The organism is Rhodococcus sp. P3_B8, from assembly GCF_056402775.1.
Genome location: NZ_JBFUGT010000003.1, coordinates 93,919 through 120,861, shown reverse-complemented (window position 1 = coordinate 120,861; position 26,943 = coordinate 93,919). Strand labels below are relative to the sequence as shown.

18 protein-coding genes and 3 pseudogenes are annotated in these 26,943 nt (G+C 63.8%); 5 read left to right on the top strand and 16 right to left on the bottom strand.

What is annotated here, in order from left to right; genetic code table 11:
- Positions 1–23: 23 nt before the first annotated feature.
- The 10 genes and pseudogenes from AC1D1G_RS02895 to AC1D1G_RS02850 form a co-directional block, all read right to left on the bottom strand.
- Positions 24–282 (bottom strand): annotated as a pseudogene (locus AC1D1G_RS02895) (peptidase M48); the annotation flags it as partial.
- Between the two features lie 9 nt (positions 283–291).
- Positions 292–573, bottom strand: coding sequence for a TetR family transcriptional regulator C-terminal domain-containing protein (locus AC1D1G_RS02890; RefSeq protein WP_477951003.1), 282 nt, complete (start codon positions 571–573; stop codon positions 292–294).
- 609 nt (positions 574–1,182) lie between these two features.
- Positions 1,183–2,421, bottom strand: coding sequence for an alpha-hydroxy acid oxidase (locus tag AC1D1G_RS02885; RefSeq protein WP_477951099.1), 1,239 nt, complete (start codon positions 2,419–2,421; stop codon positions 1,183–1,185).
- 422 nt (positions 2,422–2,843) lie between these two features.
- Positions 2,844–3,440 carry an NADPH-dependent FMN reductase gene (locus tag AC1D1G_RS02880; protein WP_477951001.1) on the bottom strand — a complete coding sequence of 199 codons (597 nt, stop codon included), beginning with the start codon at positions 3,438–3,440 and terminating at the stop codon, positions 2,844–2,846.
- A 3-nt stretch (positions 3,441–3,443) separates the two neighbouring features.
- Positions 3,444–3,995, bottom strand: coding sequence for a YceI family protein (locus AC1D1G_RS02875; protein WP_477950999.1), 552 nt, complete (start codon positions 3,993–3,995; stop codon positions 3,444–3,446).
- Positions 3,996–4,548: 553 nt separating this feature from the next.
- Positions 4,549–6,168: an FAD-dependent monooxygenase gene (locus tag AC1D1G_RS02870; RefSeq protein WP_477950998.1), complete on the bottom strand. Its 1,620-nt coding sequence runs from the start codon at positions 6,166–6,168 to the stop codon at positions 4,549–4,551.
- A 70-nt stretch (positions 6,169–6,238) separates the two neighbouring features.
- Positions 6,239–7,864 (bottom strand): FAD-dependent monooxygenase, encoded by a 1,626-nt coding sequence (locus AC1D1G_RS02865; RefSeq protein WP_073370252.1) that lies wholly within the window; start codon positions 7,862–7,864, stop codon positions 6,239–6,241.
- Positions 7,865–7,995: 131 nt separating this feature from the next.
- Positions 7,996–9,117, bottom strand: a complete 1,122-nt coding sequence (locus tag AC1D1G_RS02860; protein ID WP_162850275.1) for a sugar ABC transporter substrate-binding protein — start codon at positions 9,115–9,117, stop codon at positions 7,996–7,998.
- 18 nt (positions 9,118–9,135) lie between these two features.
- Complete coding sequence (locus AC1D1G_RS02855; RefSeq protein ID WP_061699790.1) at positions 9,136–10,275, bottom strand: ABC transporter permease; 1,140 nt, start codon at positions 10,273–10,275, stop codon at positions 9,136–9,138.
- On the bottom strand, positions 10,272–11,795 hold the full coding sequence (locus AC1D1G_RS02850) for a sugar ABC transporter ATP-binding protein (protein WP_477950994.1): 1,524 nt from the start codon (positions 11,793–11,795) through the stop codon (positions 10,272–10,274). The genes AC1D1G_RS02855 and AC1D1G_RS02850 overlap by 4 nt, the downstream gene beginning before the upstream one ends.
- Before the next feature lie 184 nt (positions 11,796–11,979).
- Between AC1D1G_RS02850 and AC1D1G_RS02845 the strand changes: the two are divergent.
- Positions 11,980–12,572, top strand: a pseudogene (locus AC1D1G_RS02845) (transposase family protein); the annotation flags it as partial.
- 39 nt (positions 12,573–12,611) lie between these two features.
- Here the strand turns inward: AC1D1G_RS02845 and AC1D1G_RS02840 are convergent.
- From AC1D1G_RS02840 to AC1D1G_RS02830, 3 genes are all read right to left on the bottom strand, one after another.
- Positions 12,612–13,436, bottom strand: a complete 825-nt coding sequence (locus AC1D1G_RS02840) for a GntR family transcriptional regulator (RefSeq protein ID WP_037235688.1) — start codon at positions 13,434–13,436, stop codon at positions 12,612–12,614.
- 149 nt (positions 13,437–13,585) lie between these two features.
- On the bottom strand, positions 13,586–15,091 hold the full coding sequence (locus AC1D1G_RS02835) for an aldehyde dehydrogenase family protein (RefSeq protein ID WP_477950992.1): 1,506 nt from the start codon (positions 15,089–15,091) through the stop codon (positions 13,586–13,588).
- A 100-nt stretch (positions 15,092–15,191) separates the two neighbouring features.
- Complete coding sequence (locus AC1D1G_RS02830) at positions 15,192–16,490, bottom strand: helix-turn-helix domain-containing protein (protein WP_477950990.1); 1,299 nt, start codon at positions 16,488–16,490, stop codon at positions 15,192–15,194.
- Between the two features lie 546 nt (positions 16,491–17,036).
- On the opposite strand from AC1D1G_RS02830, the pseudogene AC1D1G_RS02825 reads away from it, so the two are divergent.
- Positions 17,037–17,901 (top strand): annotated as a pseudogene (locus AC1D1G_RS02825) (IS110 family RNA-guided transposase); the annotation flags it as partial.
- Between the two features lie 39 nt (positions 17,902–17,940).
- Here the strand turns inward: AC1D1G_RS02825 and AC1D1G_RS02820 are convergent.
- Positions 17,941–21,414 carry an indolepyruvate ferredoxin oxidoreductase family protein gene (locus tag AC1D1G_RS02820; RefSeq protein WP_477950989.1) on the bottom strand — a complete coding sequence of 1,158 codons (3,474 nt, stop codon included), beginning with the start codon at positions 21,412–21,414 and terminating at the stop codon, positions 17,941–17,943.
- 163 nt (positions 21,415–21,577) lie between these two features.
- Here AC1D1G_RS02820 and AC1D1G_RS02815 point away from each other — a divergent pair, with 163 nt between their 5' ends.
- A complete protein-coding gene (locus tag AC1D1G_RS02815) occupies positions 21,578–22,084 on the top strand; it encodes an Lrp/AsnC family transcriptional regulator (protein ID WP_477950987.1) in 507 nt (168 codons plus the stop codon).
- A gap of 54 nt (positions 22,085–22,138) precedes the next feature.
- On the opposite strand, the gene AC1D1G_RS02810 is transcribed toward AC1D1G_RS02815, so the two are convergent.
- Entirely contained in the window at positions 22,139–22,432 is a 294-nt protein-coding gene (locus tag AC1D1G_RS02810) for a hypothetical protein (RefSeq protein ID WP_477950985.1), read from the bottom strand.
- Between the two features lie 487 nt (positions 22,433–22,919).
- Complete coding sequence (locus AC1D1G_RS02805) at positions 22,920–23,966, bottom strand: helix-turn-helix domain-containing protein (RefSeq protein ID WP_061698616.1); 1,047 nt, start codon at positions 23,964–23,966, stop codon at positions 22,920–22,922.
- A 782-nt stretch (positions 23,967–24,748) separates the two neighbouring features.
- Here AC1D1G_RS02805 and AC1D1G_RS02800 point away from each other — a divergent pair.
- Together AC1D1G_RS02800 and AC1D1G_RS02795 are read left to right on the top strand one after the other, a co-directional pair.
- On the top strand, positions 24,749–25,192 hold the full coding sequence (locus tag AC1D1G_RS02800) for a cupin domain-containing protein (protein ID WP_037235699.1): 444 nt from the start codon (positions 24,749–24,751) through the stop codon (positions 25,190–25,192).
- Positions 25,193–25,286: 94 nt separating this feature from the next.
- On the top strand, positions 25,287–26,909 hold the full coding sequence (locus AC1D1G_RS02795; RefSeq protein WP_073366614.1) for an FAD-dependent monooxygenase: 1,623 nt from the start codon (positions 25,287–25,289) through the stop codon (positions 26,907–26,909).
- Positions 26,910–26,943: the final 34 nt, after the last annotated feature.

Genomic DNA, 26,943 nt, shown 5'->3' with positions numbered 1-26,943 from the left:
CCCGGCCCCGTTCCTGGGCACGGTCACCGGGTGACGGGCCTGGCCGGGTCGGCCGCGTACTGCAGTAGCTGCGGATCGCGGTAGATCTCGCCGGGTTTCACGAACAGGTGACCGTGCCGGGTCCTGTTCCGCAGGTTCGTCGAATCCGACGATGCTCACGAGATATTTGTCCGCGCCCAGAACACCTCTCGCGCCGCGGGCGCTCTGGGGGCGGACGCAGTAGCCGTGGTTGTCTGCGGTGTATTCCATCGATCGGAACAGCGCCGACCCGACAACGGCAATGCCCTCTTCTTAGCCCGTGGGTGTGAGGGTCCGGTCGAGGAGGATCTCCGCGGCCATGCGCGCGTGCCGACCGTAGCCCGGTTGATCGAGGACCATCGCGCGGCTGGCGGCGCCGTCGGCGAGGGTGACCAACTGCTCGGCGAGTGCGGCCGGGTCGGCGGCGCCCAGTTCCGCGGCCAGCTCGGTGACGAGCTGCGCCATCAGCAGCTTCTGCTCCCGTGCGTAGGTGTGGACCGCGCTCTGCGGGTCGGGGAACTCGACCGCGGCGTCGATGAACGGGCACCCCCGCACCGGGGACGTGGCCGGAACCGGGGGTCGAACAGCCGGAGAATCCGCTCCCGCGGGTCGAGATCCTCGCGGGTGAGCACGCCTTCCAGGGTCCGTCCCGCCGTGGCCAGCTTGCGCTTATAGGGTGTCAGTCTGACAAGGACATCGGCGAAACTTCAGAGAAGCGAGGCTGCAACTCGGTCTCCTTTGCAGTCTCGGCGTAGGTGAAGGGATTTGCATAGGCCAGCGGTGACCCCTCACACGAGCTGGCCTATGCAATCCTGATATACCGACACCGGACCACGAACCCAGTAGCCCCTAGCGGTTGTCCACTGAACCCGCCGTAACTCAACGAGCACCTGCCCATGCGAATTCGAAGCAGAAGAGAGAGGAATTCAGCGCTGCAATGTCCCCTGTCGCCCTCACAGACTTGGGAGCCCGTCCCCTTCACCTCGAACCCAGACGAGAATTTCCGGTTGCAGTCAGTCTTCCCAGCATCGGCTCAGAAGTGCATCAATCGGGAGCCTCATCGACGCGATCGTGGTTGAAGTTCTTGGATTTCTCGTTGGCTGTGCCAGCAGGGAATACCCGTCGCCGCCCTAGTTGATCATCGACAGCGTGAGCGTGTGCGGCTCAGTCTCTTTGGTCGCGCCGCCGAACGTGACTGTCCTGAAGCTGGTCGATGGAGTCGACTCCTAACAGCTGCATCGTGTTCCGGAGCTCGACAGCCATCAGCTCCAGTGCTCGATCGACACCTCGCTCGCCTCCGGCCATGAGGCCGAACAGGTATGCCCGGCCGATGAGCACGAAGTCGGCCCCGAGACATAACGCCGCCGCCACGTCGGCTCCGGACCTGATCCCACCGTCAACCAAGACGTCGGCGTGATCCCCGATGGCCTTCGCGATCGCCGGCAGCTGCTCCATGGGGACCGGTGCGCGATCGAGCTGGCGGCCACCGTGGTTGCTCACCACGACCGCGTCGGCACCTGCATCAACGACGGCGCGCGCATCGGCAACGCCCTGGACGCCCTTGACGATTAACTTGCCGCCCCAGATCTCGCGCAGCCAGCCCAGGTCGGCCACCGTTGCAGCGGGGTCGAACATCGACCCCACGAGCTGTGCGATCGTCCCGTCCTTCGAGCTCATCGAGGCGAACTCGAGTGGCGGAGTGGAGAGCAGGTTGAACCACCACGACGGCTTGCGGCTGGCGTCCACGACGGTTCGAAGTGTCAGCGACGGGGGTATTGTCAGCCCATTGCGTACGTCGCGGAGACGGGGGCCGGCGACCGGGGTGTCGACGGTGAGGACGAGAGCCTCGTATCCTGCCTCGGCGGCTCGCCGCACGAGGTCTTGACTGGCCCCGCGGTCGCGCCACAGATAGAGCTGGAACCACTTTCGGCTCGCAGGGACGGCATCGCTGACGTCTTCGAGCGATGTGGTTCCCATGGTCGAGAGTGCGTACGGTACACCGGCTCTGGCGGCGGCTCTGGCCACCCCGATTTCGCCCTCGTGATGCATCATCCGGGTGAAGCCCGTGGGTCCCAGGCCGAAGGGAAGAGCCGAGTCCGAGCCCAGCACCGGGGTACGGGTATCGACCCGGGACACGTCTCGCAGCACGCGTGGGTGGAATTCGATGTCGCGGAAAAACTCCGCAGACCGTTCCATCGCGATCTCGTCGCCGGCGCCACCATCGGTGTAGTCGAAGACTGCACGTGGCACTCGCTGTCGTGCGATGGCGCGCAGTGCGCTGACTGATTCGGCGCGAGCTAGCCGTCGATCGGTTCTGTCGAGGGTGAATGGTCGTGGTCTGAGCAACGGTGCCAGCTCGGATGATCGAGGAAACCGCCTTCGGGACCGCGGCCGGGGTCCCAAGGCGTCCGGGTGGGGGAAGCGTGGAGGCGCGGTGTCTGTCCGCTCGGCGTCAACAGTCATGTTCGGTCTTACCCTCCGTTGCCCATGTCGTGGCGGTGCCACATACTGGCCCATTTTCGAGTATCTTGCCGCGCCCCAAAAGAAGTGGGCGCTCCCCCGCGATTCCGTACAGGCCCTCGTGGTCGTGTTGGTATTGCGCGCTGGTCTCAGCTGGCCGGAGGGCCGTGACCAGCAGGAATAGGCGCTTCGATGGCGTCCAGACGCCGTCACGCCGAAGAGTCCATGGATGTCCTGCTTGCCGCGGCCTCTATCTCCGGACGGACCCGGGCAACATCGCCATCCCATTCAACGTTGCAATCCCTTCCGATACCTTTCGCGCCATCATCGAGGTAGTCAGTCATTGAACGTGCAGCGCGGCTGAGCTAGCGCGACGCACCCAGCGGCGCTGAGGCGTCCCGCTCCGTTGCAGCAATGTCTGCCTCGGCCATGAGCGCCTCGAGGATCGCTGTCAACTGGTCTAAGAGTTGTGGGTCTCTGAATGTGCCGTCATCCGAGAGCTGATCCTCCACCTCGGCGACGGCAAGCTCGAGGTCCACCACGCGAGCGCCGGCTGCTCCCAGAGAGCCGCGAAGCTGGTCCTGGGCCCAGGTCGCTCCGAAGCTGGACGTGCTGGCACCGATCACTGCGACTGCCAACCCACGTAGTGCTGCCGTTGTCACCGGGCGCGACGCCCAGTCAAACGCGTTCTTCAACTGGCCGGGGATCGACGCGTTGTACTCGGGCGTCGCAATGATCACGGCGTCTGCCCAACCGAGCAGACTGCGAAAGTGACTGACGGCAGCCGGCGGCGTCCCTTCATCGTCAGCATTGAACGGCGGGATGTCTCTGAGCGCCTCATAGCGCTGATACTCAACGCGGGCCGGCAGGCCATCGGCCGCGACTGCGAGCAGCTTGGTGTTGAACGAGTCGCGCCGGAGACTGCCCGAGATTCCCAGGACCCGAGTGATCGCCTGAGTCACGGCCTATACCTTCGCTTTCGGCAGCTCGAACTCGGCTGTAAGCGTAACATCGTTCGACAGCGCATACCGTCCTCCGGGGAGTCGCTGGTTCCATGTCACGCCAAACCGCCTGCGGTCAATCACCGTTTCGAGGTCGATCCCGACACGCTCAGTGGCGTGGGAGTCGTCTGCCACGTACAACAGTCGGCCACGCAACTCCACACGCTCGGTGTGACCCCGCGCCGTCAGATCGCCGATGACGACGAGTGTTTCGTCATCGGCGAGGGTCACGGACGTCGACCGGAACTGAACGGTCGGGTGGCGCAGGGCGTCGAAGAATTCTGGCGACTGCAGATGCGTGTACTGTTCGTCGTTCTTGACCTGGATGCTGGCGGCTCTAGCCGAGCCGTTCAGGGTCATCTCGCCGGAGTCGTCCACCTCAAGGGTGGCGTCGAACTCGGCGACCCCGCTACGGAATCGGGAGATCTTGTGCATTGCCGAGATCCCCACGGTGGAGTGGATCGGGTCCAGCCGATAGGTGCCCGGCGTAGCTCGGGGGAAGGTGTCTTCGCTCATCGTTCGCCTCTCGTCGAGGTGGTCTGGTGGGTTGTTGCTCCGGACGTGTCCGTCAGCGGATAACCACGAGGATTCGCAGCGATCTGGCCTTGAGTTCCGGCCATTAGGTCAGATCGCTGATCTGACCTAATGGCCGGGCAGGGTTCCCTCGTGACGAGAGCCAACTCTCAAGGATCGGCGGGATCTGGTTCACCTCGTGAAGGTGCGAGCGCTGCCGCCTGGGCGCCCTGTCCTGCCGAGAAGGATTCCCCTTCTTCACGTACTCCAGACGGTAGGAACTCCCAATGGCTCGCACCCGCTGGTCTCTGTGAATATTCGTAAAGTGTATACTCTTTGAGTTACTTGGGTCAAGGGATATATCCAGAAATTGCAGGGCCGCACGAGAACCGCCGGTTTCTTCAAGTGCGTCCGCAAGAACCTCTCTGCGAAGAGAAGTAATTCTGGGCGCATCCTCTGGTTGCGTCGCTAGAGCGGTATCACGGATGGGTCAACGTATTAGATAAAGGGTGCGCACGACGATTGCCGTGCGCACCCGACATGCCGAACGTAATGGTTACCCGCGAACAGCGAGTGCCAGTGAGGCGACACCTGCCGCGCCGGCGAGCACATCTGCCAACGCCGCGACGAGGTCCTCGGGCGCACCAGACCCTTGCGAGCGCCATGCGACGTGCCCGTCGGGTCGAACCAGTGCTGCGCCTTCGTGCCCGAGAGTCAAAGGTCCAACCAGGTGCGGCAGCACCTTGACCAGGAGTGGCACCTTCCCCTCGCGCGCCAAATCCTCTCCGGCTGCTTTCCAGCCAGTCGCGTCGGGGCCGCAGACCAGGACGAACGCCGTGTCGAACCAGTCAATGGTCGACTCGGACTCGGCCGCATCCAGCCACATGTGTGGGAACCGGGCGCCCGGTCGATCGGTCGGCCAGTAATACCGTGAGTCGTGAGGCGGGACCGGTGAACCGTCGTCGACCACGGCGGCACTGTCGGCGTAGATGAGCCCCATCGCTTGCCCCTCGCAGTTGATCTGTCGGTCCTGATCGATCAGGAGTGCGCGCCAGGGCTCGGGATCATCGTGACGGTTGTGGAAGATCTCATCCATCTCCTCGATCCGGTCAAAGCCCTCGACCGACCAGTTCGTGTTCGACCACGCCACCGGATGACGCTCGGTCTCGTAAGTGTCGAGCAGCGCATCAGTGCCGCTGCCGTCCAGCACCGCAGCGAGCTTCCAGGCGAGGTTGTGCACGTCCTGGATGCCGGAGTTCATCCCGATACCGCCCGCTGGCGGAAAACGGTGGGCGGCGTCGCCAGCGAGGAACGCACGGTCGCGGCGGAACGACTTCGCGACCTGCGCGCTCATGTTCCACACCTGGACGTTGATCGGCTCGACCTTGAGGTCGGGGATCCCCCAGTACTCGCGTACGAGGCCGATGAGATGATCGGTGCTGTACGGCTCCTCTCCGTCGCCGAGCAGCTGAATGAAGCGCCACCGGTCCCCGTCCGGCCCGGTCCCGAGCACGTCGAGGGCTGGACGTCCTTTCGGGCGGCACAGGAATCCCACGACGCGCCTAACGTGAGGCAGGTGTCCCACCGGCGCACGGAAGTAGTGGGTTGCACGCACCTGCAGCGTCTCGGGCCCTTCCATCTCGATGCCGACTCGCTCGCGTACGAGGCTCGCAGCTCCGTCGCACCCGACGATGTAGCGAGATCGCACCTCGAACTCCTCGCCGGTGTCGACATGGCGGAGTAGTGCGGTCACCCCCTCGGAATCCTGCTGGAACGAGATGACCTGTGTCGAACGACGAAGGTCGACCCGGGGCCGGGTCGAGAGCGCGTGGTCGAGTGCCTCTTCGACGACATCTTGCGCGACGATCGATTTCGGGGACGGCGTGTTGTTGCTGGGTTCCGGATGAGTCAGCGCGACGATCGGGCCACTTAAGCTCTCGCACCAGCTGATCACGTCGGAGTTCGGCGGCAGCCCGCCGCCACGCACCTGGTCCTCGATGCCCCATACTCGAAAGTGCTCCATCGTGCGCGCGGTGCTGCCGTACGCCTTCGGGTGCACCGTGGTCGCCGGGCGACGCTCTGCGACGAGACTTGAGATCCCGAAGCGGTCGAGCAACAACCCGAGGCTCATGCCGACAGGACCGGCACCGACCACCAGAACAGGCACCTCGATCATCGCGCTTCCTTTCGTGTGACAACGGATGTGGTTTGGGATTCCGTACGGGCCGGATAAATGCCCAACGAGTTCACGACGTCTCCAGCAGTTCTCGGGCGAGCGTCCCACCGGCGACAACACGCTCAAGTGCATCTCGGAGCTCGCCCGGGTCTCCGGGGCCTGTCGCCCGCCAGGCGACATAGCCGTCAGGCCGGACCAGCACCGCACCGTCGCGCTCAATCGTCAACGGACCAAGCAGCGCCGTCAGCTGCTTGATCTCGAGCGCCAGGTCGAGCTCGGTTGCCAGGGCTGTGCCGGCCCGCGCCCACCCCTGCGCCCCAGGACCGCAGACGAGGACGAACGACGTGTCGAACCAGTCGATCGTCGACTCCGTCTGATCCGCGTCGATCCATATGTGGGGAAACCGCGCGCCGGGTCGGTCCGTCGGCCAGTAGTACTGGGCCTCGTGCTCGGGCATCGGGGAACCATCGTCGATCAGAGCACCGTCGGCATAGATGTATCCGAGCGACTGGCCTTCGCAGTTGATCTGCTCGTCCATGTCGACCAACAGGTCGCGCCAGGTCCGGGGGTCCTCGCGGCGGTTCTGGAAGGCCACGTCCATTTCCTGCATTCTGCGGAAGTTTCCTACCGACCACTCGGTGTTGTCCTGCGCCACCGGACGGCGTTCGGCCTCGTACGTGTCGAGCAGCATCTCCTCGGCCTGTCCGTCGAGCACCATCGCGAGCTTCCACGCAAGGTTGTGTACATCTTGGATGCCCGAGTTCAGCCCCATGCCGCCCGTGACCGGGAAGCGGTGGGCTGCGTCGCCTGCCAGGAAGACGCGTCCTCTGCGAAACTCCTTGGCCACCTGGGCACTCATTCGCCAGGGCATGACGTTGATGAGTTCGACCTTCAGGTCCGGGATTTCCCAGTAGTCGCGGACGAGGGCGATGAGCTGCTGCTCGGTGAGCGGCTCCTGCCCCTCCTTCAGCTTCTCGAGAAAACGCCAGCGGTCCGCGTCCGGGCCGCTGGCCAGCACGTCGATGTGCGGCCGCGACGGGTCGGACGGCCGAACGAGGAACCCGATGGCACTGCGAACGTGCGGGAGACGGCTGAGATCAGCGCGGTAGTAGTGACTGGCCCAGAGCGCGATGGTCTCGGGACCGTCCATCTCCACGCCGAGCCGGTCGCGCACGACGCTGTCGGCTCCATCGCAGCCGACGAGATACTGAGCGCGTACCAGCACCTCCTCGGCAGTCTCTACGCTCCGCAAACGGGCACTGACCCCGTCGACGTCCTGCTCGAAGGACACCAGCTCGGTCGACCGGCGGATGTTCGCGGCCGGACTCGTGCCGAGGGCCGCGTCGAGGGCCTCTTCGACCGCATCCTGCGAGACGATCGACTTCGGGGCGGGCGTGTTGAGCGTCGCCTCTGGGTGCGTGTAGGCCACCAGTGGACCGCTGAGGCTCTCGCACCAGCAGACAACGTCGGCCGTGGCGGGCAGACCTGCCGCCCGGACCCGGTCCTCGATCCCCCACACGCGGAAGTGCTCCATGGTCCGCGCCTGGCATCCGAAGGCCTTCGGATGCTTGGTAGTCGTCGGGCGTCGCTCGGCGAGCATGCTTCGTATCCCCAGGCGGTCGAGCTGGAGCGCGAGGCTCATGCCCGCAGGTCCGCCGCCGACGATCAGGACTGGAACATCGATCGTGGAAGTCATTTCTTTTCTTTCCTTTGCTTCGGTCTCTCAGGACTGCAGTGCCGTGTTCGATGCCGCCCGTGGGCGGTGGTGTTCCAGGCGATGCCCTTGCAGCCCCGGATGCCCAACGCATCCGGGGCCGCAAGCAGGGCTCATGGCGTCGCGGTGAGGCCGGTCCGCTCGATCGAATCGGCCAATTCGTCGAAGCTCGCGAAGCTGTCGGCGTTCTCCCTGGTGACGACCTTGGCAGCGACCAAGATCGACTTGGGCAATGGGAGATTCTGGTCCGTCCGGACGTTGTAGAGGCCCGCCAGCGCCATCGCGCCGATACGGACCGCGTCGACCGATGTCGTCATGAGCAGCTTGCCGGCCTTGACACCACCGATTCCGTCGCTACCACCGTTCGACCCAGCCGCGATCAGCTCTCGGCCGCTCGCTCGCGCCGCGGTCACGGCTCCGAGTGCGCTCGGATCGTTGTAGGCGATGATGGCGTCGAGGTCGGGATCCTTGCTGAGCATCGGACCGGACACCGCCGCTGCTCCGTTCGAGTCGTCGGTGGCGTTGGACCGCTCTCCCGCGAACTCCAGCCCAAACTTCGCGGCCCAGTACTTCGACCGCTCCATCTGGTACAGAGGCCCCGCGACCGGGAACGCGATGTTGAGGATCCCGAACTTGGCCCCCGCCTTCTCAGCGGCGATCGCCTTGGCCGTCTCGTATGCCTGGTGGTCCGCGCCCTTCATGATCTGACCGGTGAAGCCTTCGGGCAGCTCGCCGTTCTCGAGGGCGACATCGACCCCGATCAGCGGGATGCCCTTCTCCTGTGCCTGCTTGATGAGGGGAGACAGCGCCTTAGGGTCAAGCGGATTGACGAGGATCCCGTCCACCCCCTGGGCCAGCAGCTGCTGGAAGTTCGAGACCTCACGGTCGACCTTCAGCTGACTGTCGAGGACAATCGTCTTGGCCCCCAGGAACTTGGCTTCCGCCTCGAAGCCCTCGCCCAACGCGTTGGTCAGCTCGTTGCCGGACGTGTTGTTGAGATAACCGAACGTCAGCGTCTTGCCCGGCTTCTTCGCCGGCAGGCCGTAGCTGGTGGGCAGATCAGATTCCGGGCCCGAATAGGGCGGAATGCTTGCCGCGTCCGCTCCCGGCGAGGACCCGTCGCCGGTCGAGGTGTCACTGGAGCTGCACGCGGTCATCATCAACAGGCAGGCGCTCGTAATGAACGCAGCGGCCGCGAGGACGCGCCCAGGTCGGTTTCTTGTGTGGATGGACATGTACATAATTCCTTCGATCTAGGTGAGCTGGTCGGATGTCGCGGCGGCCGATGGCGGCCCGCCTGTGATAACCGCGTCCGGGCCGTCTCCTCCCGACGCGCTACCGCGTGAGAGGCGGGCCGACCATCCGGTCTGGCGCAGGCGGTCAAGGCCGACCGCGGAGACGAGGATGGCGCCGGTGATGACCTGCTGCCAGTAGCCTGAGACCCCGGCGATGCCGAGGCCGTTCTGGAGGACGCCCACGAAGAGCACACCGACAACCGTCCCACCGATACCCCCGACGCCGCCGGTGAACGTAGTGCCACCAAGGAGCACCGCTGCGACCGCCGCGAGCGCGATATCGGTGCCGACGAGCGGGCTCGCAGCCCCCAGTCGGCCGGTCTGCACCACGGAAGCGAGCCCGGCGCACGCTCCGGCGATCGCGTACACGGACACCGTCGTCCAGGCCACGTTGATGCCCGTGAGACGTGCAGCTTCGACATTTCCGCCGATCGCACAGAGATCCCGACCGAAGTACGTCCTCTTGTGGACATACGCGAACAGCGCGAAGCAGGCGCCCATGATCCAGACCGGGACGGGAAGCCCCAGGATGTTCGAGAATCCGACACTGTCGACGAACGACGACGTGACGTAGGTCGTCTTGCTCTCGGACCAGATGTTCACCACACCGGTGAGCACGGATGCCACCCCGAGCGTTACGACAAAGAACGAGAGTCGCCACTTCCCGATCGGTATGCCGTTGAGCACTCCGCCCACGACAAAGCCGAAGACCACGGTCAGACAGGCAGCCACCGCTCCGGGGACACCAGCTTCGATGACCTTCGCCAGGAAGATCCCGGAGAGTGCCAGCGTGGCTCCGATCGAGAGATCAAGGCCCGCCGTGAGGATGATGAACGTCATCCCGCATGCGCAGATCGAGACGACGGAGACGCTCGCGAGCAGGTTTTTGATGTTCTGGTCCGTTAGGAACTGGTCCTGCGTGATGCTGAGCACGAGAAACATGATCACGAGCAGAGCAAGCACCGCGCCGTAGCGACCGAAGCCATCGCTGGTCGGTCGCGGGAGTCGGCTGGCCCACGACGGGCGTTCGGGCGGCGGCTTGGAGATCGTGGAACTGTTGTTGATGCTCTTTGTTGACGTGCTGTCGATGGTGTTCACTCGTGACCTCCGGCGTAGTGGGCAATGGTGGATTCGGTGGCTTCCGCCCGTGACAGCACCGCACGGATCCGTCCACGGAACATCACGGCGATGCGGTCGCAGATGCTCAGCAGCTCGGGATTCTCCGACGAGCTAACGAGAATTCCCAGGCCGTCGTCGGCAGCGGCGATGAGCAGCCGGTGGATCTCGGTCTTGGCCCCTATGTCGACTCCGCGGGTTGGTTCGTCGAGGAGCAGGACCTGCGGCCTGATCGCAAGCCATTTGCCCATCACGACCTTCTGCTGGTTACCACCAGACAAAGTCTGGACAGTGGTGTTAGGTGACACGGCCTTGATCTGCATCGACACCATGGAGTCGGCCACTACGGGGCCTTCCTCCTTGGCGCGGTGCCTTCTCGCGCGGCGGGACCATGCAGTCGACGCCATGACGAGGTTCTCGCGGACACTCATGCCGAGGACCAGCCCCTGCTCCTTGCGGTTGGCCGGGACAAAACCCACGCCGGCCCCGATCGCGTCACGGGGCCCTTTCGGATGGAATGGCGCGCCGCCGAGCTCGACGACCCCGGTCGCCGGTCGATGGAGTCCGAACACCGTCTCGAGCAGCTCACTGCGGCCGGCACCCACAAGTCCGGCGAGTCCGACGATCTCACCGGGAGCGACGTCAAGTGAGATCTCCTCGATCACCCCAGGGACTGTGACCTCACGGATGCGGAGGACGGGGTCTGCCGTCGGGCGCACACGATGGTTCTCTGCGAGCGTCTGGTGGCTGGCGCCGACCATCGCTTCGATCAAAGACGTTTCGTCGTAGTCGGCGATCGGCCCCTCGCTGACAAGGAGGCCGTCGCGCAGCACCGCGATCCGATCCGCGACGCGAAAGACCTCCTCGAGCCGATGAGACACGAAAATGGTCGACACCCCAACGTCTGCGAGGCCTCTGACACGGTCGAGCAACGCATCGACCTCATCGTCGGTCAGAGAGCTGGTGGGCTCGTCGAGGATGAGCACCCGAGCTTCGATCGACAGTGCACGCACGATCTCGACCAGCTGCTGCTGGTCCGGTCGCAACTGTCGCACCGGCGATGCCGGGTCGATGTCCATGCCGAATCGCGCAAGCAGCTCATGGGCGTCCCGCATGGTGCGCTTCCAGTCGATGCCGAATCGTGTGCGGGCCATCCGGTGGCCGAGGTAGATGTTCTCCGCGACGGTCAGCTCGGGTGCCAGCGTGGTTTCCTGGGTCACGGTCACGATGCCGTGGCGGATTGCCTCCTGCGGCCTGGAGAACGTGACGGGCTCGCCGTCGATGTCGATGCGTCCGGCGTCCGGTCGGACCTGTCCCGCCAACACCCGGAGCAAGGTTGACTTGCCGCACCCGTTCTCCCCGCACAGGCCGAGCACCGTTCCGGCGGTCGGGACCGTCAGATCAGCGCCACGAAGAGCCTGGACACCGCCATAGCTCTTACGAATCCCGGTGAGCCGCAGAGCGGGTACCCGATGAACCGTCGATGTGTCCTTCGTCACCATGCGCGAAACTGTATACTCTTTGTCTCGTGGCCGTCAACGACATGTATCCACTTGTGCGAATTGATTGATGCAAGCGAAATCGATGACCTTCAGGCATTAGAAAAACGGGCCCGCCGCTTCATGGACCGTTAACAAGCGTCTAGCCGTAGTTCATCGAAAAGGCGGGAGGAGTCCCGCCCACACCGCACCGCGTTCGCAAACCGAACGGCACCAACGGCGGATCATCAGGCCTCGGTTCACCCACCGCTGGCGGCCACCCCGCTTCAGCTACCTGCACCTGCCCCGATCCACGGTCGAAGCTTGATCAGGCCACCGGACTTCCCGTTCGCCGCCCACCACTACGAACACCACGGGCGCACGGGTCCACGTGGACCTTGAGAAACTCGGCCGCATTCCCGACGGAGGCTGGCACCGCAAAGTCGGGCGATCGGCAACCGTCGCAACAAGAAGCAGGGCGTGGGTTACGCGCCTCCCCGCCGCCAGGCGTGGCGGACTCGGAGGAACACCATGACGAACACAACGAGACCGCCGCCGCGTTCTGGGAACGGGGCCCGAGCATTCTTCGCGGCCCACCATATCGAGGTGCGGGCAGTGTTGACCGACAACGGATCCTGCTATCGCTCATCCTGTTTCTCAGCGGCGCACAGTCCGAACCTCAACCACGGCTACGCCCGCCCCTATCGCCGAACAGGAAGGTCGAGCGCTTCACTCGCACCTTGGCCGCCGACTGGGCCTGGCTCCATCACCACCCGACCCCACACCGGGATCGGCGGCAAAGTCACCTATCGACCTCACCGGCCACAACATCCCCAGAAACTAAAGCGCCCCGCGGGACTTCGTGGAGGGGGCATCGATGCCCGGATCGCCGATCAGCTTGACCGCCGTGCGAATCGGCGTCGGCTCCCGAGATGGATCCAATATTCCCACAAGTTGAATGGCAGTGCGGGCCAGGTGCTTGGCGAGCAGCGACGATGCCACCAGCGAATTGCCTTCCTCACACGCCTCGTAGATCGTCTGGTGCTCAGCCTCGCCGAGCATGTAGGCCATCGGCATGTCCTTCATGCAAAGATTGATGTAGCGCTGCGTCGAGTCCGACAACGAGGCACACAACTGGCCGATCATCTCGCCAGCTCCCCGTGTCAGCGCGCGGTGGAAGGCTTTGTGGGGGGTGACCCACGCTTCGTAGTCGTGCGCTTCCACTGCCACCCGCATCTGTCTGAGGAGGTCCCGCATCTCTGGCAGGTCGTCAGCCATGTGCGGCACGGATATGCCGACCGCGAGCCCTTCCAGCGCGATGCGCGCGGCGAATTGCTGCTCGACATCGCTGGCCGACAGCGGCGCGACCCGCGCGCGCTTGTTGGGCTGGGATTCGAGCCACCCCTCGGCCTGGAGCATGCGGATCGCCTCGCGCACCGGCGTGCGACTGACGCTGATGCTTTGAAACAGCGTGCTCTGTGAGATAGCCGTGCCCGGTTCGAGGGTGCCGTCGAGGATCGCGCCCTTCAGCGTCTCGTACACCCACTCGGTGTTCGTGCGCCCCGCACGGCTCGCTCCGTTTTCCTCCGACTCGCACAGATCGGCGTCTAGGCCAGGGATGTCGCCACCGCGATCAAATCGTCGCCGGTCAGACAACTCACTCACCGAGGTCACCGTCCTCGAGGGCCTCTAGGATCCACATGCCCTCAGGGTATAGGTTTCAGAAGTGAGTTCACACCTTCGTCCCGCGAAGGTCGTACAGTCACGTGGCTCTCGTCGAATCCATTGTGGAGTCGACGAGAGCCACACCGTTGTCAGAGTGCGACGTTCACCGTCTTCGTCTGGGTGTACTCGTCGATCGCACCTTCGCCCAGCTCGCGGCCCCAGCCGGACTGCTTATACCCGCCGAAGGGCAGAGCGGCATCGAACGCGTTGTGCGAGTTGATCCACACGCTGCCTGCCTTGATCTGGCGAGCTGTCCGGTGCGCCTTCGAGATGTCCTGGGTCCAGACGCTGGCCGCCAGCCCGAACGGGGTGTCATTTGCCTGCGTGATGACACCCCGTTCGGCGTTGAACGGGGTGGCGACCACGACGGGGCCGAAGATCTCCTCGCGATAGACACTGAAATCGTCCTTCACGTCGACCAGAACGGTCGGCTCGACGTAGAAACCGTCCGTGCCGTGGCGACCGCCCCCGGACAGCGCACGAGCGCCGTCCCGTAGGCCCGCATCTATGTAGCCCGTCACTCGGGTGAGCTGCTCCTCGGAGATGAGGGGTCCGACTTCAGCCTCGGGGTCGAAGCCATGGCCGATCCTGCTGGCTTTCGCGACCTCGGCCACGCCTTGGGTGAACTCGTCGAAGATCGAGTCCTCGACAAGGAGACGAGAGCCAGATGTGCAGGCCTGGCCGTGGTTGAACAAGAATCCGCTGGCAGTTCCTGGAATCGCGGTCGAGAGGTCGGCGTCTGCGAACACGATCTGGGGACTCTTGCCGCCGAGCTCAAGCGAGACCTTCTTGAGGTTTCCCTTCGCAGCGTCGACGACGAGCTTGCCTACCTGGGTCGACCCGGTGAACGCAATCTTGTCGACGTCCATGTGCGAGGCAAGGGCGGCCCCGGCGTCGCCGTACCCGGTGACGACATTGAACGCCCCGTCGGGCAGCCCGGCCTCGGCCATGATCTCGGCCAGCAGGAGGGCAGAAAGTGGAGTCTGTTCGGCCGGCTTAAGCACGACGACATTTCCGCACGCGAGTGCAGCGGGGATCTTGAACGCCGCCATCAGGAGAGGGAAGTTCCAGGGCACGATAGCCCCACACACGCCCACGGACTCACGGAGCGTGTAGGCATGCCACGTCGTGCCCGGAGCCCAGGGGACGGAGACCGGGATTGTGCGACCCTCGATCTTGGTGGCCCAACCCGCGTAGTACGCGAAGAGCTCCGCAGTACACGTGACGTCGACGGCTTGCGCCACGCCGACGGACTTGCCATTGTCCAGAGCCTCGAGCTGCGCTAGCTCCTCGGCACGCTCGTAGATCTTCTCACTGATCTGGAACAACAGTCGCTGGCGCTGCGCTGGAGTCCAGAGGCTCCACTCTCCCTCGTACGCGGTGCGTGCGGCCTTGACTGCTCGGTCAATGTCCTCGGCCTCGCCCCACGCCGCGGTCGTGAGGACCTGTCCGGTCGCGGGATCGATGGTCTCGAAGGAGCGGCCGCTTGCCGCGTCAATCCACTGGCCACCGATGAAGAGCTTCTTGGGTCGGCTCAGGAACTCCCGAACCTTCGGAACGACCGAGTCGTGCAGGTCTGTCAATTGTGCGGTCACAAAATACCTCCGGAGGTTGACGCCACGTGTCTAGGTTGCTTGCGTCACACAGCATTCACGCTCTGCGCGTTGAGAGGTGTTCAGTCTCTGGACAGTCCGACTACGATGTCCAGGCGTCAGAGGTCGCGATCCGTAGAGTCCGCATGCGGGCGTACAAGGTTGTGCGTGACATACCTAGGGCTCTTGCGGCCTTGACCTTATTGCCGCCGGCATGCCTGAGCGCCGCCACGATGACGTCACGTGCGGCCTGGTCGAGCGCCGTCATCGGGGTCGCTGGATCCACCGAACGGTACTGCTCGGGCAGATCGTCCATCACGAGACCGCCTACTGTGCGCCGATTCGCCATGTACTCGATCACGGCGTTGAGCTCTCGCAGATTGCCCCGCCACGATTGTGCGGACAACGCCTGAACTACTCGCGGAGTGAAATGGACGGATATATCCGCCCCAATGGACCTGAGCATCGCATTGGCGATCTCGGGGATATCTTTACGCCGCACGGAGAGCGGGAGAAGCTCCTCACGCTGCGTGGCCATGCCTGCGAGCAAGGCGGCCCGGCCGGTCAAGCCGCGGATCGGACCGGACGTGAAGATCAGCTGCGGCCTGTCCCGGGCACCGGCGGCTTCGATCACCAGGTCGAGCAGCTCGTCGGGCAACAGATCGATGCCATCGATGCACACCGACCCCGTCGAGTCCCGCACCGCATTCTGGAAGTCCTGCGCCCAGGACTCACGACCATTAACGAGTGCGAGGGCGGGGCTCAGGAGCTTCGCCGGCGGACGTGCCGCGAGCTGGCGCGCTCTCGTGGTGCGGCCCGTGCCTGGCTCGCCGGCCACGATCGTCCGCGCCGCAGCCGACGCAAGGTTTGATCGGGATCGTCCGACGGACCGAGTGCGACCGGAGATGCACGGATCCACACGGAGTACGGCCCCTCCCCCATCGATCTTGGTGATGTGAATCTTGACTGGCTGCCCGGACGCAAGAGACAGCTCGACCTTGGTGTCCTGCCGCGTTGTCGGCCCGCCCATGAGGACTCGGAGCAGCGCAATGTCAGCGGCGCTCAACAGGTCTGATGCACTCTGGTTCGAAAGCACGATGTTCTCGCCGATCGCGACGATGGCGCGCCTCCTCAGACCAGCGGCGACCTGGAAGGCCGCCAACAAGCTCTTTTCCGAGGCACGGCTCCCGTCGAGCAGTCGCTGCTCGATGTCGTGGACGGCGCGAGCGATGAGCGGCGGAAGCAGCGGGCTGGCCTTGTTGATCTTCGCGGAGATGTCCAGCACTCCCTCGATACGCTTCGTCAACGGGTGGCGGATCGGATGTCCGTAGCAGCTGAAACAACGAAGCGACTGGGCGAAATGCTCCGCTCCATTGATCGCGATTGAACGACGAGTCTCCATGACTGTCCCGAGCGCGTTGGTGCCTATCGTGTCCTCGAGGAGACTTGCGCCGATTCGGAGGTTGAGTGTGTCGAAGCGTTCCCCGACGCGTCTGTCGTCGAACCACCGTCGCACGACCCGGCAGTCTCGATCGACGAGCACGGTCGCGTAGCTGCTTCCTCGCAGGCTCGACTCGAGCTCATCGAGCACCGGCGCGGCTCCGACGAGCAACGAACTCTCGGTGTCGATCTCCACGTCTGCCGGGTCCTGGAACGGCGCAGTGGGATCAAGTCCGGCAAGGTTGGCCCGGCGCCATGACTCGGCGATGTCAGGTCTCATGTCCCCGGATCCGTCATTGCTGATTTTGGCCCTCATGACCCCTCCAGTCTTCGCACGCTCGGTTTGACACCTCCGATCCTGCAGCGGGGGCACGACCTGGACGTGGAAGTGGGCGGACTTTCTCTACACCTCGGCGATATGCCCCCCGTCTCCTACAACCGTAGCCGGACGCCACGTTCACCCCCGCCAGGACCGACGCGAACGACCAGGAACGCACGCCCGCGCTTTCCCACCGCCCGCACCATGCCGCACACCCGGCGCCGGGTCGATACCGGCGACGAGGCGCTCGCCGAGCTCGAGGTCCTCGTCGGATTCGACGACGACCTTGCCGGTGAGGCCACCCGGGTCAGCAACCGCATCCGCGGCCTGCTCACCTCCATCCACCCGGCCCTCGAGCGGGTCCTTGGCCCCCGCATTACCCATCCGGCGGTCCTCGAGGTCCTCTCCCGCTGCGGCGGGCCGGCCGGAATCCGGCAAGCCGGCAAGCGCAAGCTCACCGCGCTCGCGGTCAAGCACGCACCCCGAATGGGCGCCAGGTTGGCCACCGACATCCTTGCCGCCCTCGACGAGCAGGCCGAGGTGGTGCCCGGCAGCGCGGCCGCCGAAACCGTTCTACCCAAACTTGCGGATTCACTGAAAGAAACCCTGTTACAACGCAAAGCGGTCGCCGTGGACGTGGAGAGGGCCCTCGATGACCACCCTTTTTCCCAGTCCTGACCTCGATGCCCGGCATCGGCGTCTTCGGCGGCAGCTCGGATCCTGATCGAGGTCGGCGACGGCTCCGCCTTCCCGTCCGCCGCCCACCTGGCGGCCTATGCCGGCATCGCACCGGTCACCCGAAAATCGGGATCCTCCATCCGTGGCGAGCACCCCGCCCGCTCCGGCAACAAGAAACTTGGGACGCGCCCTGTTCCTGTCCGCCTTCGCCGCCCTCCACGACCCCATCAGTCGCGCCTACGACGACAAGAAACGGGACGAGAAGAAGAAACACAACGCGGCCCTGATCTGCCTCGCCCGACGCCGCTGCGACGTCCTCTACGCCATGCTCAAGAACAAGGAACTCTACCGGAATCCAACCCCCTCAGCGGCTTGACGAAAACCATAGGGACACCCCCCGGGGGGGAGCGCCTGACTACTTCCGCAGTGCGGCGGTGTCGATCCCGAGTTCCTCCAACCGAAGGATGTAAGTGCGGACGTTGCGCATCTTCACGTCCTCGTATCCGCGGACGAGATCCGGCGCCGATGCCGCCGCCGCCGCGGTATCGTAGGACTCGGCGGTCAGTGACCTCACCTGGTCGAGGACCATAGATTCGTAGTGCGCGATCAGCTGCCGTTCAACCTTACGTACACGCGCGTATCCGAACGGGTCAAACGCTGTTCCGCGCAAAAACTTACCTTTTGCCAGCACCTTGAGTGCGATGTGGGTGCGAGGGCCCATGCCGATTTTCTTTCTGCGCCCCAACGCCTTCAGCGTCGGAGGATGAAGCTTGTAAGTCAGATTCGCCCCGCCCGGAACCTCCGCCTCGACGGCTTCGAGGAACGCCGGGTCTGTGAGCATACGGGCCACCTCGTATTCGTCCTTGTAGGACATCAGCTTGTGAAGGTTCTTCGCCACCGCTTCTGACAGATCTGTGCGGTCGGTGACGGCCCGCTCACCAGCCCACACCGACTCGACGACGTCGATGTAGCGGACGGCAGTGTGATCTCCCTGGTACGCGACGAGGTTCGCTGCGCGCCGTTCGAGCAGTTCCCGACTCGCTCCTGTCACGGTCGAGACGCTGAGCAGGTGGACGGGGACGGCGGTGTCGCTGCGGTGGGCGACCTTGGCAGCGGTGGTAACCGCCTCGAACGCCGCCGGATCGGCGACCGCGACACGTCCCCACTGGAACGCCGTCTGATTGGCTTTGACCGCGACACCGTTAATTGAAATGGCCTCTTCGATGGCGCTGGCCGGAATCGGAAGCCCACCGGCCTGATAGGCGGCACCGACGAGCAGGAAGTTCGCTGCGGCGGTGTTCGCGAAGATCGCCTCCGCCGCAGCGAGCGCGTCGAACGCGGTGAGTGTACGGGCCCGTGCGTCGAGTCGCTCGAGCAACCCTTCATCCGCGGGATAGGCCACCGTGCTGTCGTAGACCATGTCACCCGTAGCTGTTTTGCTGGTGGAGGCAACAGTGACAGTACGCTCGGGGTTACCGATTCCGGCGTTCTTCGCGTCGGCGGCGGTCAGCAGATCGAATGCCAACACGCAGTCGGCAGTGGCCGGGCTGATCCGATTGGAGGATTCTGCTGCGTCGATGCTCACCCGCAGATGTGAGGTGACTGGGCCGGCCTTCTGGCTAAGCCCGGTCTGATCGAGCCCCTCGACATGCAGTCCGGCACGCAGGGCGGCCATGCCGAGGACCTGATTGACGGTGACGATGCCGGTACCGCCGATGCCGGCGAGGAATACGTTGTGGGTGGCGGTGATCGCCGGGAGGTTCGGCTCCGCCACCAGTGGTGGAGCCGGCACGTCCTTGCGTGGGGCAGTTGTGTTCTCGGGCAGCTCGACTGTCACGAACGACGGGCATTCGCCATCCAGGCAGGAGTAGTCGGTGTTGCAACTGGTTTGGTCGATGCGCGTCTTGCGGCCGAACTCGGTATCGACCGGTTGGACGGACAGACAGTTGGACTTGACGCCGCAATCACCGCAGCCCTCGCAAACCGCCTCGTTGATGACCACCCGGGTGCGGCGCGCAGGCAGGTCACCGCGCTTGCGCTTACGTCGGGCATCGGCCGCGCATTGCTGGTCGTAGATCAGCACCGTGACGCCCTTGGTGTCACGCAGTATCCGCTGAGCCTCGTCCAGGCGGTCCCGGTCCCACAGCACCACCCCCGCGGCAAACGAGGCGCCCTTGTGTCGATGCGGTTCCTCGGCGCAGACGATGATCTTGGTGACACCCTCGGACGCGAGTTTGTGGGTCAAGTCCGGCACGGTGAGTGCTGCCTCGGCGTCCTGGGCGCCAGTCATCGCTACGGCGGAGTTGTACAGGATCTTGTAGGTGATATTGACCCCAGCTGCCACGCAGGCCTGCACGGCGAGCTGTCCAGAGTGGAAGTAAGTGCCGTCACCAACGTTCTGGAAGATGTGCTGGACGTCTGTGAACGGTGCCTGGCCGATCCACTGGGCGCCTTCGCCTCCCATCTGGGTCAGTCCGGTGACTTGAGAGTCTGTGCGCGAGGACATCGTCACCAAAGTGTGGCAGCCGATGCCCCCGCCCGCGAGGGATCCTTCGGGGACCACGGTGGAGCGGTTATGTGGGCACCCGGAGCAGAAATAGGCGGTGCGTTTAGCCGGTAGCACGGTCAGCTGCAACGGCGGCGGGGGTGGAGTAGTGACGGCCACTCGGTCCTTGAGGATTCTCCGCAGCGGTGCAGTCAGGCGGGCCGCGGTCAGTTCTCCGTCCGGCGGGATCAGACGGCTTCCACCGTCACCGCGTTTGCCGAGCACGCGGGGTGCGGCGGCCTGACCGTAGAGGATGTCCTTGACCTGGGACTCCACGAACGCCGTCTTGTCTTCGACCACAAGGACCGCCTCCACCCCGGCCGCGAGCCGACGAACCTTGTCGGCGCCGAGTGGATAGGGCATTCCGACGCGGAGTATGCGGATGCCGGAGTTGTGCAGGTCGGCCTCGGTGAGGCCGAGCTCGAGCAATACCTGGCGGACGGAGTCGTACGCGGTGCCGACGGCGACTATGCCAAGCCAAGCGTCCGCCTGGTCGACCTCAATCCGGTCGATATTGTTGGCGGCGTTAAAAGCTTCGACCATCGCCCACCGGGGTCCGTACAGATCGGCCTCAGCCAGCACACTGTCCGGTGGGGCCGCGAGCACCCGCTGCCGGTAGGTCCAAGGTCGGCCCTCCCATTCGATTGTGGGGACGACAATATCGAGGTCGGCGAAGTCGCGGTCAAGGGTCCAGATGCCGTCTGCAACGTCTGCGACCAGTTTCATCGCGGGCCAACATCCTGATACTCGGGACAGGGCGACGCCGTAGAGCCCGAATTGAATGATCTCTTCTGCGTTGCGGGGGAAGAAGATCGGCATTGACAGTGCTGCCAGCGACCGCTCGCTCGCGGCAGGGACGGATGACGACTTGGCGGCAGGGTCATCGCCGACCAAGGCCAGCGCACCGCCCGCAGGATGGGCGCCGTACATGGCCGCATGGCGAAATGCGTCGCTGGCCCGGTCGAGGCCTGGTCCTTTGCCGTACCAGAGGCCGACAATTCCATCGTGGGTGCGGTCGCCCTTGGGAAGTTCGAGTTGGCTGCCCCACACCGCAGTTGCCGCGAGTTCCTCGTTCATGCCTGGCACGAGCCGCACGTCATGCTCAGAGGCCAATTCGGGAATGCTTGCCAACAGCTTGTCGAGCCCGGCGAGCGGACTGCCCTGATAGCCAGAGACGAAGGTGGCGATCTGCTTGTCGGCTCGCCGATCCTGCTCGTGCTGTTCGACCAGCAGTCGCGCGATGGCCTGAACACCAGTCATCAGCACTGGCCCGGAGGAGACCCGGTAACGGCTGGAAAGGTCGAATTGGGTTGACGCCGGAGCGGCATCGGTCAACTGAGTCATAATTAGGTGCACCGTCCATGATTCCGCACACAGTCCGTGCGCGACGACGTGATCGTGATGTAACACTAAGGCTGACTGTGGTTTACGCTCCGGTCAACCCAAGTCGACGCAACTGATCCATCGGGTCATCTGAGGATCCCTGTCACACAGTGAGGTGAGAAGAATGCTCAGCATCGACAGGCTCGACGTTCAAATCCTGCGTCTGCTCGCCCTCGACGCTCGCACTGGTGTCGTCGAGCTGTCCTCAGCCCTGGGCGTGTCTCGAAACACCGTGCAGTCCCGTGTGCGGCGGCTCGAGGACGCGGGTTTGCTGACCGGCTATCGGCTGGAACTCGATCTAGCTCAGGCTGGCATCGGGGTGCAAGCGTTCATCGCGCTTGAGATCGAGCAGGGCCGGCTGACCGCAGTGGTTGATAATCTGGCAGCTATCGCCCAGGTCCTCGAGGTTTACGCCACGACCGGACGAGAGGATCTTCTCGTCCGGGTCGCCACACCAACACAGGCCAACCTGCAGGAGCTGATCGAGCGCGTCGTCGCCATTGCTGGGGTTGTTCATTCGAGTACCAGACTCGCGCTGACCACTCCCCTGCCTCATCGGTCGATCCCCCTACTGGAGGAGATCACGCGAGGAGCAGGATGGGGACGCTCGAATCCGTCGTCGACGAGTTGACGGAGCGCACTGGGCATCCGCTCTGTCCGTCAGGGTTTCGGCATGCCTCGTCAGTCAGCCGGGTCCGGGATGGGCGTACACGGACGCGAACTGACTGGTGATCGTCCTCCCGCAGCCGAGTTCTTCCACTGTCTGCCAAAGCTTCTCTGCGAATCTGCGCGGCGCCATGCCGAACTTCTGGAACGTCTCTTCGGCGGGCGCCCCGCCGTACGGGGCCCAGATGAGCGCGAATCGGAGAATCTCTCCGGCCTCGCCGGTGAACTCGATCGGCTCCTTTCTAGCCAGTCTATCCGCCACTTTTCGCCGCCGAACGTTCCGGTACCGTCGCAGTTGAAGGTCGAGCGCCACCTGATGGCCCGTATGGGAGACGCAGGCGTTGGAAGAATCTTGTTCAGTGTTCATAGTTGTTCCTGCTTGTTGACTGTTCCGTTTGTTGATACTTGGTGCGGCGACGCGGAGAGCGGCCGTCGAGGGGTTACGCAGTCCACTGCGGTGATGGTCATCTGATCATCTGAAACAATTCGGGCTCGTCGAACTTTCATCGAAAGACGTTGTACTGCGCCCTCGCTGGTCTGGGTGTTGGAGTTGAGGGAGCCGCATCCGCCAATGTGAAGGAAGACCGCAAAATTTGATGTCGGACGAGGCACGGGCGACGTGCGCGAACGGCTCGTCCGCCGCGGATAAGCTTTTCAGCGTTGTCCGGGATCTCGTAGGTAGTGGTCACGATGTTTCTCAGATCTCCGACGGGGCGGTCCATGCGCGCACGCAGTGCATCGGCATAGGAGTTTCAGGAGGCATCGGGTCACCTGGAAGGGTCCCGTGCCGCTGTTCTCGCTCAGGCGAGTCGGTAACGGCGGAGTCGGTGGTAGAGGGTGCCTCGGGAAATCCCGAGGCGGGCCGCAACCTCGGTCTTGTTACCCCCGCACTCCGCCAGCGTTTCGGTAATCACTTTTAGCTCAGCCTGCTCCAATGGCCCAAGGCTAACTGCGGGCGCCGCCGTAGACGGAGCCAGCCCGCGCGACTTTCCTCGTCGGATGACGAGGACGACGCCGTCGTCGAGGCGTCCTGGCACGACGGGATAGAGACGAGCATGCAAGCCGTCGCCGACAGCGACTTCCGTTGCGGATGGGCCTGCCTCAGCAACGACCGACCATAGTTCAGCTCGGTCCAACCCGAACTCGGCCGCCGAGTCCTCAATGATCATGGTCTGGCGATCGATGGTTACGACGGGCCCGGTCGCTGTCGCCCGGAATGACAGGTGAGCATCGAGCATGCGCTTCTCTCGTGCAGTAGATGCGGCGCTCAGCGCCGAAGCGACCCCGTCGACCAGCGAACGGACGACCACCAGGAGCAGATGATTGGCGTCCTCGGCTCGGCAGGCGACATTGACTGTGCCGGCGACACGGCGTGTGACTGGGTGCACCACTGGCGCAGCAACGCAGGCCCACGAGTGCCACGGTTGTTTGTAGTGTTCCGCGCCGACGACCAGCGAGAGCCGGTTGGTTTTCGTTGTTATCCCGATCCCATTGGTCCCGGCTAACGACTCCCCCACCCGCGAGCCGGGACCGAAGTCCACTCGGTCCAGCTCTCGACCCACTGTTCGGTCGGAATCCCAACGCCAGGTAACCGTTCCGTCAGCATCTGCGAGCGCTAAGGACGTGGAGTTTCCGACCAGTAGGTCTGCCATGCCCAGCAGAACGGGGGCGCCGACACGAACGAAGGGAGACTCGTAGTCGATCTCCGTATGGACGAGTTCGAGCCGCTCCGGGTCGACACCGTTGCTCTTCGAACGCCGCCACGAATCGAGAATCTCCGCGCGAGCAGTTGCGACCGCTCCTGACTGAAAACGCTCCCACGCGTCCCGAGTCGCCCGTGATGTCATCGCGCGCCTCCTACTCATTACTGACAAGTTCCGAACCGGATGCCGTTCACCCTCAGTATGTCGATGAACGCCGCCGCCAGATTTCTCATCGTTCAAAGTTTGCACACCATCCTCGACGTCGGCTCACTCTGGCGCAAGATCTGTCCAGCGGGTAACGACAAGACCACCTCCATGCGAAAGAGGGGATAAATGTGACTGGGACACCCGTTGGGTCTGCGGTCTACGGTGCATTGAGCGATCTCGACTGCGCCGAACTGTCCATCACGCGGCGCCTTGCGGCAGAGGACCGATACATTTCCACAGACGAGGTTCCCTGGGTTGACGGCATTGAGATCAACCTACTTCGGGCTGACAACCGTAACGGCCAGTTTGTCCTGGGACCGAGATCCGCTGGGGACTCTGTTCTGAGTAAGCACCGAAACCGTGGGCCAGTCACGGCCGTCACCCAAACGTGGACGCTGGAGGTACCTCGAGTACGACTGGGTGGCCGCTCCAGGTGACTTCGTGCGGGAAACCCTGCCACAATCCATACGCTTCAAATCTTCGAGGACACCGAGGTGGAGTTCACCGTGGACGGGAACGATCGAGTTCCTCAACGATGACGACTCGCTCAATAGGACCGTGGACCTCTAGAGCTTCGTGCATCTTTACCAGGCGTACTGCACCGATGTCGGTCTTGGCTCAATACGCATCTTTAGCTGACGCACAAGTACGAGCGGACCAGATCCACCGCGCAAACCCGCAGCTCCGGTTTCATCAAGTAACAGGAAAGGACCACAATCATGGATTTCAAGGTCGAATGGGATGGCGATGTCACACGGGTCCGCCCCGAGAAGGAAGTTCGCGCGAAGCAGGACGTCAACGCGCTCTTCGGGGTTAACGGTGTCAGCACACCGTCGAAGCATCTGTCCCTGCTGGTAACGGCACTGCGCCCCGGCGAGAAGTCGAACGCGCACTACCATCTCGAGCACGAGTCAGCCCTTTACGGAATTAAAGGGAGCGTGCACTTCTTCTGGGGCGCAGAGCTCGAGCACGACCTGATTCTGGGCGAGGGCGACTTCCTGTACATCCCGCCGTTCTGCCCGCACGTGTCCTACAACCGCAGCCATACGATCGATGCGGCATTCGTCACGGCGCGGACCGACGCATACGAACAGGAACGGGTAGTCGTCTTGCCCGAGCTCGACGACGATCGCTGCAAGAGTCGCGTGTCGTACAGCGACTGATAGCCCCTGGAAGAACCGACGACGGTGATTTCGCAGTCGAAGCAAGCCCCTCAGATCGGGCACTTCATGCCCTCTTCGAAAAGGAACGTAAGTGATGATTGATGTGCCCGTACTCATAGTGGGCGGTGGACCGGTGGGGATGAGCATGGCATTGCTCCTTGATCGCTTCGGGATCAACAGCCTCCTCACCGAGCGCCGCGCAGCCACTACGACCCATCCCAAGGCCCGTGGGTGTCATGCCCGGACGATGGAGCAGTTCCGCCTTTGGGGCATCGAAGAACGAATTCGACGGGCAGGCCTGCCGCAAGAGTCCGACGTCGCCTGTTGGTGTGAAAGCCTGAACGGACCATTGGTGGCGTACACGCAACCCGCACCCAGCCTGAACACACCGGCTCCTAGATCAATCGTGCCCCAGGATGCGGTGGAGGAGGCGCTCGATCACGAACTGTCCCTTCGCCCCGGTGCGCAGGTCTTTCGATCGACCGAGCTGGTATCCATCGATCAAGATTCCGACGGCGTCCGGGCGCTGTTACGCAGCGTCGCCAATGGCGACGAGTACGAGGTTCGAGCTCAATATCTCATCGGCTGCGATGGTGCATCCAGCACGGTGCGCTCCGCGCTCGGAGTGGAAATGGATGGCCGAGAGCAAATGGCGCTCATGGCCAACCACTACTACCGCGCCGATGTCAGTCATCTCCCCCATGTGCGTAGTGCCATCGGATTCCTGGTCCGCCCAAGCGACCCGTCGAAGGAAGAAACCAACGTGCTCGCCACAGGGCCAGACGGTGATCGCTGGCTCGCGGTCCAGAAGCTCCGAGATGGGGAGGAGCCGATCTCCGAGGCTCGCTTGATCGAAATGGTTCGCGAACAGTGGGGGATTCCCGACCTCGATGTCAAGCGAATCAACGTGATGAATTGGAAGTTGAGCGCCCAAGTGGCGAAACAGTTCCGCAAGGGTCGAGTCTTCCTCGCCGGAGACGCCGCCCACCAGTTCCCCACCGCCGGCGGGAACGGTCTGAACTCCGGAGTCCAAGACGTGCACAACCTTGCATGGAAGTTGGCGGCCGTGTTGTCGGGCCATGCCGACGACACGCTACTCGACACCTACGAGTCCGAGCGCCGACCAGTTGCGCAGTCAAACACGGCGTTCGCGGTCCGCAATCAGGAGCGTATGGACAAGATGGACCAAGCCTTCCGGCACCGAAACGAAGACCCAGGTGCCTGGCGCGAGCTACTGGTCGATATGGACAAACAACTCCACAGTGAAGGTCAATCAATGGGCTTCATTTACACCAACGGGGCGATCGTCGACGACGGCACGCCGGTACCCGAACACGACTCACAGCGCTACTGGCCCACGGACCGCCCAGGCGCTCGGTTTCCCCACTTCTGGATGGATGTCGCCAAGACCGAATCGAGCATCGACTGGTTCGACACGACTTTCGTACTGGTGTGCGGGCCCGACGCCGAAGCGTGGCAACAGGCAGGCGAAAGCCTCATTGCCACAACATCAGTTCCTCTTGAGGTCAAGAGGTTGCCGCACCTTTTGGGTCCGTTGGAAATCGGAACTGATGGCGCCGTTCTCGTGCGGCCCGACGGTCACGTGGCCTGGCGAGCCAAGCACGCAGGCGCCGAGATTGAACTAGCCCGTGCACTCGGCCGCGTGCTTGCCGGCGGCACTCTAACACCGAAGGATCCAGTGGCTGTCACGGCCTAACAGGATCAAGACTACCGGGCATAGCCCGAACTCC

Coding starts and splice junctions, on each gene's coding strand:
- AC1D1G_RS02860 (WP_162850275.1), bottom strand. CDS start 9,117: ATGTCCATCCACACAAGAAACCGACCTGGGCGCGTCCTCGCGGCCGCT.
- AC1D1G_RS02830 (WP_477950990.1), bottom strand. CDS start 16,490: ATGGAGACTCGTCGTTCAATCGCGATCAATGGAGCGGAGCATTTCGCC.
- AC1D1G_RS02800 (WP_037235699.1), top strand. CDS start 24,749: ATGGATTTCAAGGTCGAATGGGATGGCGATGTCACACGGGTCCGCCCC.
- AC1D1G_RS02820 (WP_477950989.1), bottom strand. CDS start 21,414: ATGACTCAGTTGACCGATGCCGCTCCGGCGTCAACCCAATTCGACCTT.
- AC1D1G_RS02795 (WP_073366614.1), top strand. CDS start 25,287: ATGATTGATGTGCCCGTACTCATAGTGGGCGGTGGACCGGTGGGGATG.
- AC1D1G_RS02815 (WP_477950987.1), top strand. CDS start 21,578: ATGCTCAGCATCGACAGGCTCGACGTTCAAATCCTGCGTCTGCTCGCC.
- AC1D1G_RS02870 (WP_477950998.1), bottom strand. CDS start 6,168: ATGATCGAGGTGCCTGTTCTGGTGGTCGGTGCCGGTCCTGTCGGCATG.
- AC1D1G_RS02865 (WP_073370252.1), bottom strand. CDS start 7,864: ATGACTTCCACGATCGATGTTCCAGTCCTGATCGTCGGCGGCGGACCT.
- AC1D1G_RS02875 (WP_477950999.1), bottom strand. CDS start 3,995: ATGAGCGAAGACACCTTCCCCCGAGCTACGCCGGGCACCTATCGGCTG.
- AC1D1G_RS02850 (WP_477950994.1), bottom strand. CDS start 11,795: ATGGTGACGAAGGACACATCGACGGTTCATCGGGTACCCGCTCTGCGG.
- AC1D1G_RS02805 (WP_061698616.1), bottom strand. CDS start 23,966: ATGACATCACGGGCGACTCGGGACGCGTGGGAGCGTTTTCAGTCAGGA.